Origin of the sequence: Microvirga vignae, from assembly GCF_001017175.1 — a bacterium.
GTDB classification, from domain to species: domain Bacteria; phylum Pseudomonadota; class Alphaproteobacteria; order Rhizobiales; family Beijerinckiaceae; genus Microvirga; species Microvirga vignae.
Map to the genome: position 1 here is coordinate 1 of NZ_LCYG01000089.1, position 13015 is coordinate 13015.

Below are 13015 nucleotides of genomic sequence, written 5' to 3' on the forward strand. Positions count from 1 at the left end.
CCCTAGGGAGCGCCAAGGCTTTTCTAACATATTGGTTAGTTTCCTTTTTCTGCTGTTTCCCCAAACTTTGCGGCATCGGTTTGGGCAATTCCGTTCCCGGAACGTGCTTGCAGCTTGGTCACAGCCGCCATCGCCATCCGAGCCTGATCAGCCTCGCGGGTGTATCGTTCAGCCTCCGCAAGCGTCTTATGGCCCAGCACAGACATGATCTCGTGCGCCGTACACCCAGCCTCTGCGAGACGCCGCCCAGCTGCCTTCCGAAGGCCGTGCGCTTGGCATTCGAGAGGAAGCCCTGCCTCGGTGATCGCATCCCGCATGAACCCCGAAAAGCCATCAACCGTGAAGGGCTTCCCATAGGCCGTGTTGAGGATCGTGACGTGTTGCCGGCCGGCTGCCGCCAGGACCCCGACAAGGTTCCGGTGCATCGGGATTGTGAGCTTGGCTCCGGTCTTCTGCTGTACCACGCGAATGGAGTTGCCCTGGATATCTGCCCACGTCATGCGGTGAACATCGGATCTCCGCTGCCCGGTGTAGAGATGGAGCGCAAAGGCAAGCCGTTGCTTGGAGTCGACGGGCCAGTATGCCTCGAACTGGGCGATTTCCTCATCGGTCCATGAGCGGATCTCGCCACCCTTGGGCCTGCGGATACCGATAGAGGGGTCGCTTTTCAGAACGTTGATGAGCATCGCGTGACGGATCAGCACCCGAAGCATCTTGAGGATCGCGAGAGCCTGTCCAGGCCGATCCGCATAGGGCTGCATGATGCCCTTGACGATGCGCTCCCGATTGAGGCCAGCCATCTGGCGATGGCCATGCGCGGCCTCGATGATGCGCAGGCGGCTTTCGTATCCCTGCTTCGTCGTCGCCCGCAGGCCGATATATTCGGCGCTCTTGCGATACGAGCGGATGATGGCCGCAATTGATCCCGGCTGCACGGTTTGGCTCTTCGATGCAGGCCGGTAATTGCCTGCCAGAGCGTCACGATAGGCCTGTGCGAATTCTTCCGATCGGGGATCGTCGGGAAGGCGAATGCGTGGCCCCTTGCCCATCCTGAAAGAGTAGTACGTCTTGCCCTTCACATGATTCCGCTCGACGTGCGGCGGTGTCTTACGCGGCATCGATATCGCTCCATGTATCGTCCACGAAGCTTTCACCATCGACCGGTAACTGGTCGACGGCACTGTCAAGCGCGCGCACGTCCCAGGCCTTTCGACGATCGAGAATGCGCGGACGAGGCATGCGCCCATCTTCAACCATCTGATCGAACTTGCCCGGCGAGACTGACACGTACGCGGCCGCAGCCTCACGGCTGATCAGCCGAGGGGGAAGCGAGGGTGGGAGGGCAGTCTGCCGGGCCATGTCAGATAGACTTCATCGGCGCCCGGCCAACCACGCCCGGGACGCATTCAGGGTTCGCATTTCGCGAAACCGGGCACCGATGAAGAGCTCTGATTTCGCATCCTCCACTGTGGTTGCAGCGGAAAGCAGGGTTCGAGTATTGGGGCGCGGTCTGAGGGATGGAAGGTTTTTGGTATTTTCCGCCCATAGCTGTCCTCACTGTCCTCACTGTCCTCGATTTTCACACCGTGGATCCGTAAACGATTGACAGACTTGTCCACTGACCCACGCCTTGACACGCGATTCGAGGCCCAAGGGAGCGCCGGCTCGTGACTACCCCGCAAGGATCCTGTTGAGGGCGATTAGCGTAGGCCCACCAAAGGTCTTGCTCTCCTCGTAATCAGAGTCTTCGTCTTCCCAGCCTTCATACGGTGAATCATAGTTCGCGAAGGCCGGAGACCGGACCTGTGAAGGCAATGAGGCGAATCCTTCATCACTGAACCACTCATCGCCAGCTGTGACGAAGACGGTATTGACGTTGTGGTGAAACTGAAACGTTAAGGATTTAGGCTTTGGCGTTTCGCGATAGTATTTCAACGCTGCGGATAGCGTCTCAAGGACAGTATTCTGTAGAAAGAGCTCTGGCGCACTGCCCTCATACCGCTTTGGACGAGCGGCCTTCTTCATGTTGGTACTATTCCATGCTCGCCACATCCGAAGGACTGCATCAAGTCGTTCGGGCGAGGTATTCGCCTGGCGCGAGCTGAAGAATGCGATGACGAAGCGCAGAAGCGCCTCCTCGCTGACATCATCCTTTCCACGACCGCGGGAGGAGGCTGGAATAGCGTCAGCCGCGCGCAGAGCGCGATGATAGCTATTCAGCTCGCTGACTGAAACGCGCCAGCGCTGGGAGAGAACGGATAGTGCATCTGAAAACCGCATGCTGGCGGGCTCCAATTTGGCTTACCTTTATTCGGAAACTTATGCGGATTATATTTTGGGTTTCAAGTGAGATTTTTCAGTTTCAACAGATCTCGCACAATGGCCAGCATGGCTGTCTGATCTCCCGGCCCATCGGTCTCCAAGTGGCTGGTAAGGTCCTTCTCGACCTCGTCGGCCCCACCCGTGAACCAAGCATAGATGCGAGCCTTTACGGCCAGGCCTTCGACGGTCCGAGCAGGAGTTGACAGGATCTGCTCGCAGAGATCTCGATTGATCTTCTGGAGGCGCTCATCCTCTGCCTTTGCGGCCGTCAGACCGGAGGTGTCCTCTGCCCGGGCGATGTTGGCCTGCCAGCGGTCATATGCAGCCACAATCTCGTCGGCACGGGCCTGAGCCTTTGGATCGGCAACATAGACGCAGAAGTGCTCCCCGTTCGGGGCCTTCGTAATCCGGCTCCAGTCCTGCTTCAGGCGGGGCTTCGTTCTCAGCTCATCGATCCGGCAGACGTACCAGCGGCGGCCGTCGTGACGCTCGTGCGCGCCGGCAAACCCCAGCGACATATCTTGAGGCTGCTGGAACAGCTCCTCTGGCTCCTCGATCTCGATCTCCCCGAAGCGCTCTTCAGCGATGTCAAAAGCCTTGCGGACTGCATCGATAGCAGCCGCGCTTTCGTCCCACTGGCACCCTAGTGCCAAGAGCTCCGCGTCTGGGTGCTGGGCTGCGAAGACCGGAGCCGCCGCAACGGCAGTGGCAGGAATTGCAGCGCCAAGGCCTGCAAGGATCGAACGACGTGTGATATGGGTATGGGTAGCCTGAGACATGACTTATCCTCATGTTGATGGTGAGGCCCGGTGCGGAAGGTTCCAGCTTCCCTCCGGGCCGCTATTCTGATATCAGGATATTGAAAGCAGTGTCAATATCCTGATATCGAGATTTCAATATGAGCGATGATAAGTCGACCCCGGTCTTGGTCCGTCTTGCCCCTGACCAAATCAAAGCTGTCGATGCGTGGCGCAGGCAGCAATCGGAGATCCCTACACGCCCCGAGGCTATCCGCCGCCTGATGGAACTCGGGTTGCAGCCAGGAACGGGCGAGAGCATAGAGCAAGCGTTTAAGCGCTGGTGGCGGGAACTCTGCGAGGATGACGACACGCCGGAAGCGCTGAAACAATTGGACTTGTCCGATAGTGAGATTGCCGACTGGTTCAGTAATGCGGTGCTGCACGAGTGGGAGAGCAGAGCAAGAGAGCTTGCTCGCAAGAAACCCACAAAGAAGAACCGCTGAGTTCCACCCACCGGGCTACCTGCTCATCCCGTTCGAGGGCTTAGAACGCCTCCCCAATTTTGGGGACACCCACCAAACGCAATTTCGCGTCGTTTGAAATCAAGGGCTTAAGAGGTGTGCTCAAATTTGAGCACACCCCTAGTGTCATAAATCGCACTAGGGCTAGTGTCGGAAATGACACTAGGGTCTCCCCAATTTTGGGGAAACCCGATTCACTTGTTGGGAATTCCCCAACAACTCACCCTCAAACCCGAGTGCCATAAAGGTTTGAGGGTGGTGCCTTTGATTCAGGAAAACCACGTGGGCCCTGGTCACGAGATCATGGGGAAGAGCAGGGCCGGCAGTGCATCCGTGCGCGGCCCCGCTCTGTATCGCCCCGCTCTGGTCCCGCGGGGCAAGCTCGTTAATTCGGCCGGCCTTCCGGCTTGGAGATCTCCAGCACGGTCTTTTGGCTGCGCTCCATCGCCGTCCCGGCCGCGAGGTAGATCTCGTCCATGAAGGCCCCGAGCTGATTGATGCTGAGGGAGTGCCGAACGGTTTCGCCGGTGGCCCGATGGAACTCGATCCCGACGAAGGTCCCGCAAGGCGAGACCCCAATCCAGAACCCGTTACCGGCCCACATGCTGGTGAAGTCGTCGCCCCAATGCTCGGCAAACTTCTGTTGGTTGGTGGCAATCATTGCCGCCTTCTCTTCCTCAGTCACATCGCTCTCCTCAGTACCAGCCCGGCTTCTTGCCGGCGCTGCGGATCTGCTGCCCTTGGGCGAACTGCACCAGGCCGCTCGCCACATCCGCCGGCGCCAGCACGGTGCCGAACTCCCGGCCGCCGATCGAGAGGTTGATCGGCTGCAGCGCAGGCCCGCCGGAGCCCGCCGGAGCAGCCAGGGCGGGTATGGAGCCCATGGACGGCATCAACCCCGCCAAAGCCGCCCCAAGCCCGTCTACGAGGCCGCCAGAAGCAAAAGCCGGCAGGCCGCTCTTGAGCTGGGGGATGCTGACCATGCCGCCCTTAGAGAAGCCGCGGAGCCAATTCTTGGGCAGCCTCATGTTGTTGATGGCATCGAGGAAGTCCGGGCTGTAGAACCTGACCGCCTTCTCCTTGATCACGAACTCACCATTCGAGAGCCAGGCGAGAATGCTGTCCGAGGTTCCTGTCCCGCGGCCGTGCACAGCGCCGCCGCCGGCGAAGCCCGGGGCACCGCCACCGCCGCCTGAGCCGGCCGAGCTCGCCGCCGACCGCACGCCGCGGATCGCATCCCAAACCGCCTGCAGGGAGTCGATCATGCGGTCCGCTGCGCTCCTGACGAAGTCCACCGCGTCATCAAGCGCGCTCCGGATCGAGTCGGTGATGCCGGAGAACACCCCCGCAATCTGATCGCCCGCACCCTTGAACGGCTCGATGATGCTGGCCACGATGCCCTTGGCATACTCGACCATTGCATCCCAGCCGGCGCCGATGCCGTCGACCAGGCTATCGAACACCGACACGACGGTGTCGCGGCTGGTCTCGAAGATCGAGACAACCGCGTCCCAAACCGCCTTCGCGCCCTTCTCGACAGAGCTCCAGGCCGATGCAAGGGTCTCCGCACTGAACAGCCCGACGATGAACTCCCACGCCGCCGAAGCCGCCGCCTTGATGTCATCCCAGAAGAAATAGACCGCGGCAAAGCCGGCCACGAAGGCCGCGACGAAGAGCGCCTTGAAGCTGACGATCCCAGTGAGGACCGCCGCAATGGCGGTACCGACGGTGCCAAGGACCGTGCCGATCGAGGCAATGGCTGTCATCGCCGCGCCGCCGGCCGTCACCAGGGCGCCGAACCCGACCACCATCAGGCCGATGCTGGCCACAACAGGGCCTAGCGCCGCGACGACACCGGCGATGACCGTGCCCCACTTGAGCATCTCAGGATTGGCCTTCGCCAGCTCGTCGACGATCTCCGCAATGGCGTGCACGAAGTCGGTCGCAAATTTCAGCAGGCCGCTGTCGCCGATTACAATCGCGAGTTCTTCGAAGGCGCCCTTGAGCTGCTCGAGCTGGCCGTTGAAGCCGTCCATGCGGGCGTTGGCGGCGCCGATCGTATCGAACCCACGAATGGCCTTCTGCAGCTTGAACACACCCTCGGAGCCGAGGGCCATCAGGGCCAGCGCGGTGCGGATCCCATCCGAGCCGAAGAACTTGGTCATCTTCTCGTTGCGGTCCTCGTCGGACATGCGGCTGAACTTGTTGCGCAGCTCATCCGCGATCGATGACAGCGGCTTCATGCGGCCGCTGAGCGTGTAGAAGTTGAGCCCCATCTCCTTCGCCATCTGGACCGTTTCATCGGTCGACGGCTTCAGGCGCTGCAGGAAGGTCTTAAACGACGTGCCCGCATCCGCGCCCGAGGAGAAGCTCGAGCTGGTGCCGGCCAGCGCGATATTCAGATCCTCGAATGACAGGCCGAGCGCGCCGGCAACCGCGCCGGACTGCCCGATGGCGTTCTGGTAGTCGGCGAAATCGAGCTTGGACTGATTGACCGCACCGCTGACGAGCTGAACGACCTTGTCGGTGTCCTTGGCCTTCAGGTTGAACTGATTGAGGGCGTCGGATACCAGCTTCGCCGCCGGCGCCAGCTCGGCGCCGTTCGCGGTCGCCAGGCGCACGGTGGCATCCGCCGCGCCATCGAGAATGTCCTTGGTGCTGGTGCCGGTCTTAGCGAGCTCGTTCATGGCCTGCGCGGCCTGGGTCGGGCCAAAGACCGTGCTCTTGCCGATCTCGCGCGCCTTGTCGCGCAGGGCGGTGAATTCATCGCCCACCGCGCCGGTCGACACCTTCAGCTCGGTCATGGCGGACTCGAAATTCGCCGCGACCTTCAGGATCCCCGCACCCGCGCCGGCGACCGGCAGGGTGAGCGCGGCCGACATGGTTTGCCCGACGCCCCGGACCTTGTCGCCCATGCTGCGGAAGGCGGCGCCGACTTTTTCGCATTCCTTGGCGATATCGCGCAGGCGGCGGGTCACGGACTCATCCGGGCCCTTGAACTTTTCGGCTTCCTGCTGCAGCTGGCGCCACACCTTCTCGCCGGTGGCGCCCAGCGCCTCGAGTTCGGCCTGGAACTCCTTGCCGCCATCCAGGGCGATCCTGGTTTTAATCGTATCGCGGCCGCGCGCCATGACTTACTGACCTTTCATCTGACTGGTGGTGACAGCGTGGCCCCACACGATCGTTAGCTCAGAGCCCAATGCTGCAGGAGCACCGAGGCCTGTCCGGCGGATTGCTGATGCACGACAAAGCCGACCTGATCGGGATTAGCGCAGAACGACTTGTAGCCGACCGACGTCACCGCAACCCAATCCTCACCATCGGCGCTCAGCTCGAGGAACAGCGTCGTGCCATCGCTGCGCAGGCGCATCCATTCCGCATCAATGCAGAACAAGCCGGCCAGCGACGTGCCATTGGCGGCCCAGGTGGCAATCGTGGTCCAGGTCTGGATCAAGGGGCCAACGTTGGTGCCGTTGTTATTCAGACCGAGATAGTGAACCCGGCCGGTGGCGCTGTCGCGGATCGCCAGGCCGATGCCGTTGAAGCTGCGGTTGAACATCACAGCCTTGTATTTGACCTCGGCGGTGAAGGCCCCGCCCGGCGTCGGCAGCGCCTTGGCAATCAGCATGGGCCGGTCGGCCTGCGTTGCCGCGTTGGCCGAAATCTTGAGGCCGGCGAGCGCATTGCTGAGAGTGTAAGCCGCCTGCGCATCAATGCGGGTGAAATCGGCGACCTTTGGAATCGCCAGCGCCTTGCCGGCGAGCATCGAAATATCAAATGCCCCGTTGCTGCCATCGGCGCGCGCAACGGGAACCTTGTCGCCAGTGAGCAGCGCAGCCGGCCCGAGAGGCGGTAGAGCTGAGATTTTGCTGTCAGCCATGAATGCGGATCCTTAAACGGGCAATCTTAGTGCACTGTCGCCGGCCGCGTGGTCCCGGCGAGCGTAGCGGCCCACTCGTAGAGCATCTGCGCCGCGTCCTCGGGTGCGTATCCCTTTGCGAGGAGAGCCTCGTGGTGCTCGGCCATCTTGCTGTCTGTCTGGTTTAGCAGGGCGGCCGCGGTCCGGAGCCGCTCCGCCACGATCTGCCCTCTATGTTCCTGTCGCATCGCTCGCTCCTGTTGATTGGTTGCAGCTTGCTGGCCTTGAACGCGTGTTGGTCGAATTGGGCGGGAGGCGCGCAGGCCGGCTTTCCGTTGTTGGGCTACTGCAGCGCCCTCAGACGTCCCCTCCTCAAGCCTGTAACTCTGCGTCTGGCGCCAAGAGCACGCGTGGATCGGCATCAGCGCGCCGCGGGATCGCTGCGCCGGTGCCTGCCTCGATTTCGCGGAGGGTCAGCTCCTCCGCCATCTCAGCGGCAAGGATCTCGGCATCCAGTTTGATGATTTTGGCCTGGCTCTCCTCTGCCGTCAGCCCGTCGGCGGGCAGATGCTCGAGGAGTGCGGCCTTGAGGCCTTCAGGATCGAGAGCGGCGAAGAGAGCAAATGGATCTTTGTCGAAGCGCTTGTTGAATTCGGAGGCGTAGAAGCGACCATCGACGGCAGATATCTCCCGGAAGGTGAGATTTTTGACCGCTGTCACGCGGTTGATCTCGTAGTTGATACGCTGCTCCATCGTTTTCCGGTCGACGGGGGCATTCTGGATTGCGGTGCGTTGGGCCTGGAGATCGGCGATGCGGTCGCGGATCTCGTCCAGGTCGCGCCGGGTGCCGTCGAGGGCTGCGCGCAGCTTGGAAATTGACTTGTTCACGTTCACGACCTTCCCCCCTGCATGTAGTGTTGAACACGGGCGGCTATGCCCGTGGTGTTGTTTCGGATGTCGGTGACTGCAGCCAGTTCGCGCCGGGCTCGATTGAGAGCCGCCTCGGCTGTGGCGAGATTGGCCTCCGCCTGCTCAAGCTGGTGTAGAGTTTCCGGGCGGAGCTTCTCGCGAGCGATCCGGCCTGCTTGCGTTGGAAGCCCCTTCGAAATCGTGCGGAGCGCCTCGAGGCAGGATTGATGGCGATCAGTTGCTCTGTTCAGGTCCCGTTCTGCCTTCTGCGCGGCGCCCATCGCCATGGCGCTGGCGCGCTGGAACTGGGCGAGGCGGGTGGGATCGATCGAGAAGGTCTTCACGACTGGCCTCCTTCACCGGGCACGAACCCGTTATTGGCGTTGATCCGAGCGACGGCCTTATCCCAGCCTGCCTGTGCGGCGGTCGCAGAGGCAGGGGACGGGGCGGCGGGCACGATCTCGGGCGATTGATCGTCAATGACATCGCTCAGCAGGATCTCGCCGACCTGTTGCGGACTGTTGCCCTCCGCAATGAATTTGTCGGCCAGGCTGGCAGAGATCTTCGGGTTGAGCTTGGCGGCCAGTGCGACCCGGGTCCGGATGTCCCGCACATCAGAGGCCCAGGCCTGGACCTGCTGCATGGTCTTATCGGAAGCGATCAGTCCTGCAGCCATTTCGGGAAGACGCACCTCGGCACAGAGCGCCGTGATCGCCTCCGCTCGCTCCCGAGCCGGATCGGCCGGGGGAGCCGGCGGCTTTGGTGCTGGCGTGGGCAACCCGAAGGCAACGGCCGCCCGTCGCTCCCAGCCGCGCGCCTGAGCGAGGGCCACAAGCGCCGCGGGCGCCTTGGCATAGAGTTTGTAGTCGAAGGCCGAGGCCTCCGCTGGCTTGTTGTCGTTGGCTTCGCCTCCATCGACCTTGTCGATGAACCCAACTTTCACGGCCTCTTCGGCTGTCATCCAGGTTTCGGCGCGCATCAGCTCGCGCATGGCCTTTGCAGACTTGCCCGTTTTATCGGCATAGATCCCTGCATAGGCGTCGCCGAGCGTGTTGAGTGCCTCGATGGTCTTCGCGTGATCGGCGGCATTGCCGAACGTCAGCCCCGCCGGGTCGTGGATCATGAACACGGCACCAGGTCGCGCTGTGACGCTCGTCCCGCCCAGCGCGATGATGGAAGCGGCAGAGGCGGCGATCCCCTCGATCACAATGGCCACCTTGCCCTTGTGAGATTTTAGCGCCGCGTGGATAGCCGCGCCTTCGGTTGCGATCCCGCCGCCTGAGTTCAGGCGGACCGTGATATCAGTCTCGCGGCCGAGCATGGCGAGGGCGGTAATGACGCCAGCGGCGTCGAAGCCTTCCTCGGACCATCCACCAACGACGCCGATCAGCGTGATTTCGTTTTCAGCTATTAGGATAGGCATGTGCATCCCGTCTTTCTGTCCATGCGACAGTGCAGCGGGTCGCGCGCGCGCTCACGCATTTTGCAAAAAATTGCAGTGCTTCAATCGAGCATCTCATCCAGAGCGTCGGCGATCTGGCGCCAGGCCAGTGGACGAACGCCGGCCCTGCTCAAACGATCGAAATCCGCAGCTTGGGTGCCTGGCACTGGCTGCGCCTCAGTAGGCTCATAAGATGCCCATGCGGCGGCGATGACGCGCGCCGCGGCCGTCCGCGGCATGCCGGCGAGATGTATCCGCCAGATCCGGCGCAGAACCCGCTTTCTGAGCCCTACAGGATCCGGCGGTGTCGTGGGCTCAGCGAGGTCGCGCAGCAGCGCAGCAACATCGGGATGATGCCCAGCCACGAGCTCGGCCGCCTTCAGCAGTTGATCTGACGTTGGGCGCACGGACATCAGGCCTACGCCTCACGGTGCCACTGCCGCCTCGGCGGTGCTGTCCTCGCGCGTCCAGCGCGTCACGAGCTCGGCCTGCGCGACGTCGAAGGCGCGGTTCAGCTCGGCCTCGCACAGCTCCTGGATTTCGGGGGCGCTCGATATGATGGCCGCGCGGCCGGCGATCTTTGCGGCGGCATTTGTGAGGCTGGTCTTCAGGGCAATGCAGAACGCCGCCATGTCCGCTTCCGCGCCCTCACGCAGGATCACGCGATTCAGCGCCTCGTCGGCGTCCACTTCCGCAATGATGGCCAGGGCAACTGCGCGGCGGCGATCTGCTTCGTCCTTCGTGATCCGACCCGTCTCATCATCAAACAGTGCCTCTTCGACCGTGACGGCCTTGAGTCTGTCCAGAGCCGTCTTGAGATACCAAGCCTTGTGACCACCAAGGACGCCGTCTGCGGGCACGGCCTCCAGAGCCTTCGCCACCGTGCGGCGATCGCGGCCGAGTTCGGTCGCAAGTCCGTTCAGGCTCCATAATTTGCGGGTCATGCTCAACTCGCTCTCCTTCTCGGTTGCCCTTCAAAGCCTTGCTGCGCCTGGCGTTCAGCCCAATGGAGCGCAGCCTTGTGGTGGATCACGTTTCAAAAATGTTTCAGCCGGTGGAAGACCGCGCTGCCGCCCGACCCGCTATAGCCCCACGGGGGTCCAGGGTCCCCGGCAGGGGGGGTGGGTCTCGGGTGGCGTGTCGCGGTGCCGTCACGCTGTTGCTTGCGCACCACGTTGAGGTGGTCTGGTTGAGGGTCGATTGAGGACAAGTCCGACAGATCGCCGAGGGCGCTCCACCGTTCGGCCTGTGCGCTTTCAGCCGGATGCCGGTTCGATCGCGCGCGTGCAGGCGCGCCACGCACGTGCACGCGTGTGAGGTGCGGTTCTTTCCGGGGCCGGATAAAACTCTCCGGGGTTTCCACCAATGGTGTAAAGCTCATGACGCGTCCCTCACCTGCTGATAGGACTGCTCCGCGGCATCGGGCGGAAAGAGCGAGGGAAACCACCAGCCGCGGCCGCGTTCGGCCCTGATGGTGTCGGGGCTAGGCATGCGCTGGCCCCTGGCTTGCCGGTACCCCTGCCAGGCATCCCAGGCCCGGGTGCCCTCAATCACCCACACTGGCACCTGGCGCGATCCGGCCTGCTGCACGGCGCGACGCTCGACATCGAGGAACCCAGCCCAGCCGCGAGTCTCGATCCATTTCGCCAAGCCCTTCAACCGGCGTCCCGAACGCCGGCAGTACAGGACATAGCGAGACGCCAACCGGGAGCAGTGGTCCTGCTCTGCCACCGAGAGCACGAAGAAGAGCGCCTCGACCTGTCCCCAGTCGATGGTGGGATCGTACGGCCATTCACGACGCAGGCGGTCATAGCGGGACTGAGCGGCTCGGGAGATATCGAACATCATCATTCGGCAGCCTCCGGGTAGGATGCGGCGGGCGGCCATTCGGATGGGTAGTAGCGTCCACGCTTCCCGCCGATTTCCTTCACATGGACGCTGTTCTCCGACTTGCCCTCGTGGCGCAGCCAGGCGGCATAGGCCTCGGTGCCCTCAAGGACGAAGACCATCTCAACCGGTGTGGATTTGGATTTCTTGCCGCGGCGCTCAGTGCGCTCATCAGTCCGAGAGTTCGGCGCAGCTCGCCCCCATCCAAGGGGCGAGCGTTCAGCCGAACGTCGCGCGCCCGCGTTTTCTTTCTTGGTTCTATTACCGGTTTCTAGATTACCATGTTTGGGTGTCGTTTCCGACACTAGGGCTAGTGCCGTTTCCGGCACTAGGGGAGTGTCATTTCCGACACTAGGGCTAGTGTCATTTTCAGCACTAGCCCTAGTGTCGTTTTCGACACTAGGGGCAGGCTCACCTAACCGGCTCCAGTCGAAGGTGAAGCTATTCGATGGAAGGCCCTTCTTGGTTCCCTTCGATGCCTCATGATCTGTCCGCGCGACCGTCAGCCAGCCGCGGGACTGAAGCGCCTTGACGCCCTCAATTGCCCGACGCCTCGTCAGTCCGACACTCTTCGCAAGGGTATGGTACGAGGGATTACACTGAAGGGTTCCTGCGTTGAGGCAATCGAGCAGCACGCCGGCCACAAGCTTGCCGGTGACTGACAGGTCAGGATCCGCCAAGATCTTCTGCAGGAGCTGCCACTTGTTGAGGAGGGTGACGCTCAAGCAACTGCCTCCCGATCTGGGGAGGCCAGATCCGAATTTATGAGGGCATACACGTTCGGCACGCCGCGACCGCGCTGCACGGTCACGGCTAGGTGTCCGCGTTCGACCAGCTTATCGGTCAGTGTCCGGACCGTTCGCTCAGTCGCATTGATCGCTGCAGCGAGGGCCGCCTGGGTCGGTCGCGCACGTCCATCGGCATCGAGGTCCTGGCTGATGACGAAAGCCAACCTAAAGCCGCTAGCCGCGATTTCTGGGTCCGCCTGGACATTCCGCAACCAGGCGAACAGATTGCGCGTAGAGCTGTCCGCTTCGCTCATCTGGCTGTCTCCCAGCCTTGGAGGTGGCGTCGATCATCGCTCCAGATCGGTATGAGACTTGCCAGATGCGGGGCCCTCGCCCTATGTTGCGCCTTAGAAGTCGTCGCTGGCTTCTTGACCTGATTTCCGCCGTCGTTCTGGGCTCCGACCCCCAGAGCGGCGGTTTTCTTTTGGGCTCTTCGGTTTGGGGGGCGTTCGGAAAACGTATTGCAATTCAATGTAGGGGCATTGCCCAAACTAGTAGGGCAAGAGTTTGAATTGTATGGAATTTCGGGCTTCCCTAGGGAGCGCCAA

At 62.1% G+C, this 13015-nt stretch carries 17 protein-coding genes; 1 reads left to right on the forward strand and 16 read right to left on the reverse strand.

All coding sequences use genetic code 11. From position 1 onward, the window contains the following. Positions 1 to 35: 35 nt before the first annotated feature. From AA309_RS26550 to AA309_RS26565, 4 genes are all read right to left on the reverse strand, one after another. Positions 36 to 1118: a tyrosine-type recombinase/integrase gene (locus AA309_RS26550; RefSeq protein ID WP_047192033.1), complete on the reverse strand. Its 1083-nt coding sequence runs from the start codon at positions 1116 to 1118 to the stop codon at positions 36 to 38. Beyond that, entirely contained in the window at positions 1108 to 1359 is a 252-nt protein-coding gene (locus AA309_RS26555) for a helix-turn-helix transcriptional regulator (protein ID WP_047192034.1), read from the reverse strand. The genes AA309_RS26550 and AA309_RS26555 overlap by 11 nt, the downstream gene beginning before the upstream one ends. Before the next feature lie 312 nt (positions 1360 to 1671). After that, positions 1672 to 2280: a hypothetical protein gene (locus tag AA309_RS26560; protein WP_047192035.1), complete on the reverse strand. Its 609-nt coding sequence runs from the start codon at positions 2278 to 2280 to the stop codon at positions 1672 to 1674. Positions 2281 to 2342: 62 nt separating this feature from the next. Further along, the gene (locus AA309_RS26565; RefSeq protein WP_047192036.1) at positions 2343 to 3101 is read right to left on the reverse strand and encodes a hypothetical protein; all 759 of its coding nucleotides are present in this window, start codon (positions 3099 to 3101) and stop codon (positions 2343 to 2345) included. A 119-nt stretch (positions 3102 to 3220) separates the two neighbouring features. Here AA309_RS26565 and AA309_RS26570 point away from each other — a divergent pair, with 119 nt between their 5' ends. Then, on the forward strand, positions 3221 to 3565 hold the full coding sequence (locus AA309_RS26570; protein WP_047192037.1) for a hypothetical protein: 345 nt from the start codon (positions 3221 to 3223) through the stop codon (positions 3563 to 3565). A 403-nt stretch (positions 3566 to 3968) separates the two neighbouring features. Here the strand turns inward: AA309_RS26570 and AA309_RS26575 are convergent, their stop codons facing one another. The 12 genes from AA309_RS26575 to AA309_RS26625 all read right to left on the reverse strand — a co-directional run bounded on the left by AA309_RS26575 (position 3969) and on the right by AA309_RS26625 (position 12721). Then, complete coding sequence (locus tag AA309_RS26575) at positions 3969 to 4268, reverse strand: hypothetical protein (RefSeq protein ID WP_047192038.1); 300 nt, start codon at positions 4266 to 4268, stop codon at positions 3969 to 3971. 10 nt (positions 4269 to 4278) lie between these two features. Then, positions 4279 to 6714 (reverse strand): phage tail tape measure protein, encoded by a 2436-nt coding sequence (locus tag AA309_RS26580; RefSeq protein ID WP_047192039.1) that lies wholly within the window; start codon positions 6712 to 6714, stop codon positions 4279 to 4281. Between the two features lie 53 nt (positions 6715 to 6767). After that, on the reverse strand, positions 6768 to 7349 hold the full coding sequence (locus AA309_RS26585; protein WP_160310552.1) for a DUF1349 domain-containing protein: 582 nt from the start codon (positions 7347 to 7349) through the stop codon (positions 6768 to 6770). 140 nt (positions 7350 to 7489) lie between these two features. Next, on the reverse strand, positions 7490 to 7690 hold the full coding sequence (locus AA309_RS26590) for a hypothetical protein (protein ID WP_047192041.1): 201 nt from the start codon (positions 7688 to 7690) through the stop codon (positions 7490 to 7492). A gap of 124 nt (positions 7691 to 7814) precedes the next feature. Then, complete coding sequence (locus AA309_RS26595; RefSeq protein ID WP_150117784.1) at positions 7815 to 8330, reverse strand: hypothetical protein; 516 nt, start codon at positions 8328 to 8330, stop codon at positions 7815 to 7817. Between the two features lie 2 nt (positions 8331 to 8332). Continuing rightward, a complete protein-coding gene (locus AA309_RS26600) occupies positions 8333 to 8695 on the reverse strand; it encodes an efflux RND transporter periplasmic adaptor subunit (protein WP_047192043.1) in 363 nt (120 codons plus the stop codon). Further along, a complete protein-coding gene (locus AA309_RS32575; RefSeq protein WP_160310553.1) occupies positions 8692 to 9774 on the reverse strand; it encodes a head maturation protease, ClpP-related in 1083 nt (360 codons plus the stop codon). Before AA309_RS32575 ends, AA309_RS26600 begins: the two co-directional genes overlap by 4 nt. Positions 9775 to 9854: 80 nt before the next feature. Next, a complete protein-coding gene (locus AA309_RS26610) occupies positions 9855 to 10205 on the reverse strand; it encodes a hypothetical protein (RefSeq protein WP_047192044.1) in 351 nt (116 codons plus the stop codon). A 12-nt stretch (positions 10206 to 10217) separates the two neighbouring features. Then, on the reverse strand, positions 10218 to 10736 hold the full coding sequence (locus AA309_RS26615; RefSeq protein ID WP_047192045.1) for a hypothetical protein: 519 nt from the start codon (positions 10734 to 10736) through the stop codon (positions 10218 to 10220). 433 nt (positions 10737 to 11169) lie between these two features. Then, positions 11170 to 11643: a hypothetical protein gene (locus tag AA309_RS26620; RefSeq protein ID WP_047192046.1), complete on the reverse strand. Its 474-nt coding sequence runs from the start codon at positions 11641 to 11643 to the stop codon at positions 11170 to 11172. Continuing rightward, the gene (locus AA309_RS33615; RefSeq protein WP_084731691.1) at positions 11640 to 12404 is read right to left on the reverse strand and encodes a helix-turn-helix domain-containing protein; all 765 of its coding nucleotides are present in this window, start codon (positions 12402 to 12404) and stop codon (positions 11640 to 11642) included. Before AA309_RS33615 ends, AA309_RS26620 begins: the two co-directional genes overlap by 4 nt. Then, positions 12401 to 12721: a hypothetical protein gene (locus AA309_RS26625; protein ID WP_047192047.1), complete on the reverse strand. Its 321-nt coding sequence runs from the start codon at positions 12719 to 12721 to the stop codon at positions 12401 to 12403. Before AA309_RS26625 ends, AA309_RS33615 begins: the two co-directional genes overlap by 4 nt. Between the last annotated feature and the right edge of the window lie 294 nt (positions 12722 to 13015).

Bases quoted from the DNA above. Each gene is read 5' to 3' on its own strand.
- AA309_RS26550 (WP_047192033.1), bottom strand. From the start codon at position 1,118: ATGCCGCGTAAGACACCGCCGCACGTCGAGCGGAATCATGTGAAGGGC.
- AA309_RS26555 (WP_047192034.1), bottom strand. From the start codon at position 1,359: ATGGCCCGGCAGACTGCCCTCCCACCCTCGCTTCCCCCTCGGCTGATC.
- AA309_RS26560 (WP_047192035.1), bottom strand. From the start codon at position 2,280: ATGCGGTTTTCAGATGCACTATCCGTTCTCTCCCAGCGCTGGCGCGTT.
- AA309_RS26565 (WP_047192036.1), bottom strand. From the start codon at position 3,101: ATGTCTCAGGCTACCCATACCCATATCACACGTCGTTCGATCCTTGCA.
- AA309_RS26570 (WP_047192037.1), top strand. From the start codon at position 3,221: ATGAGCGATGATAAGTCGACCCCGGTCTTGGTCCGTCTTGCCCCTGAC.
- AA309_RS26580 (WP_047192039.1), bottom strand. From the start codon at position 6,714: ATGGCGCGCGGCCGCGATACGATTAAAACCAGGATCGCCCTGGATGGC.
- AA309_RS26585 (WP_160310552.1), bottom strand. From the start codon at position 7,349: ATGCTCGCCGGCAAGGCGCTGGCGATTCCAAAGGTCGCCGATTTCACC.
- AA309_RS26590 (WP_047192041.1), bottom strand. From the start codon at position 7,690: ATGCGACAGGAACATAGAGGGCAGATCGTGGCGGAGCGGCTCCGGACC.
- AA309_RS32575 (WP_160310553.1), bottom strand. From the start codon at position 9,774: ATGCCTATCCTAATAGCTGAAAACGAAATCACGCTGATCGGCGTCGTT.
- AA309_RS26610 (WP_047192044.1), bottom strand. From the start codon at position 10,205: ATGTCCGTGCGCCCAACGTCAGATCAACTGCTGAAGGCGGCCGAGCTC.
- AA309_RS26615 (WP_047192045.1), bottom strand. From the start codon at position 10,736: ATGACCCGCAAATTATGGAGCCTGAACGGACTTGCGACCGAACTCGGC.
- AA309_RS26620 (WP_047192046.1), bottom strand. From the start codon at position 11,643: ATGATGATGTTCGATATCTCCCGAGCCGCTCAGTCCCGCTATGACCGC.
- AA309_RS26625 (WP_047192047.1), bottom strand. From the start codon at position 12,721: ATGAGCGAAGCGGACAGCTCTACGCGCAATCTGTTCGCCTGGTTGCGG.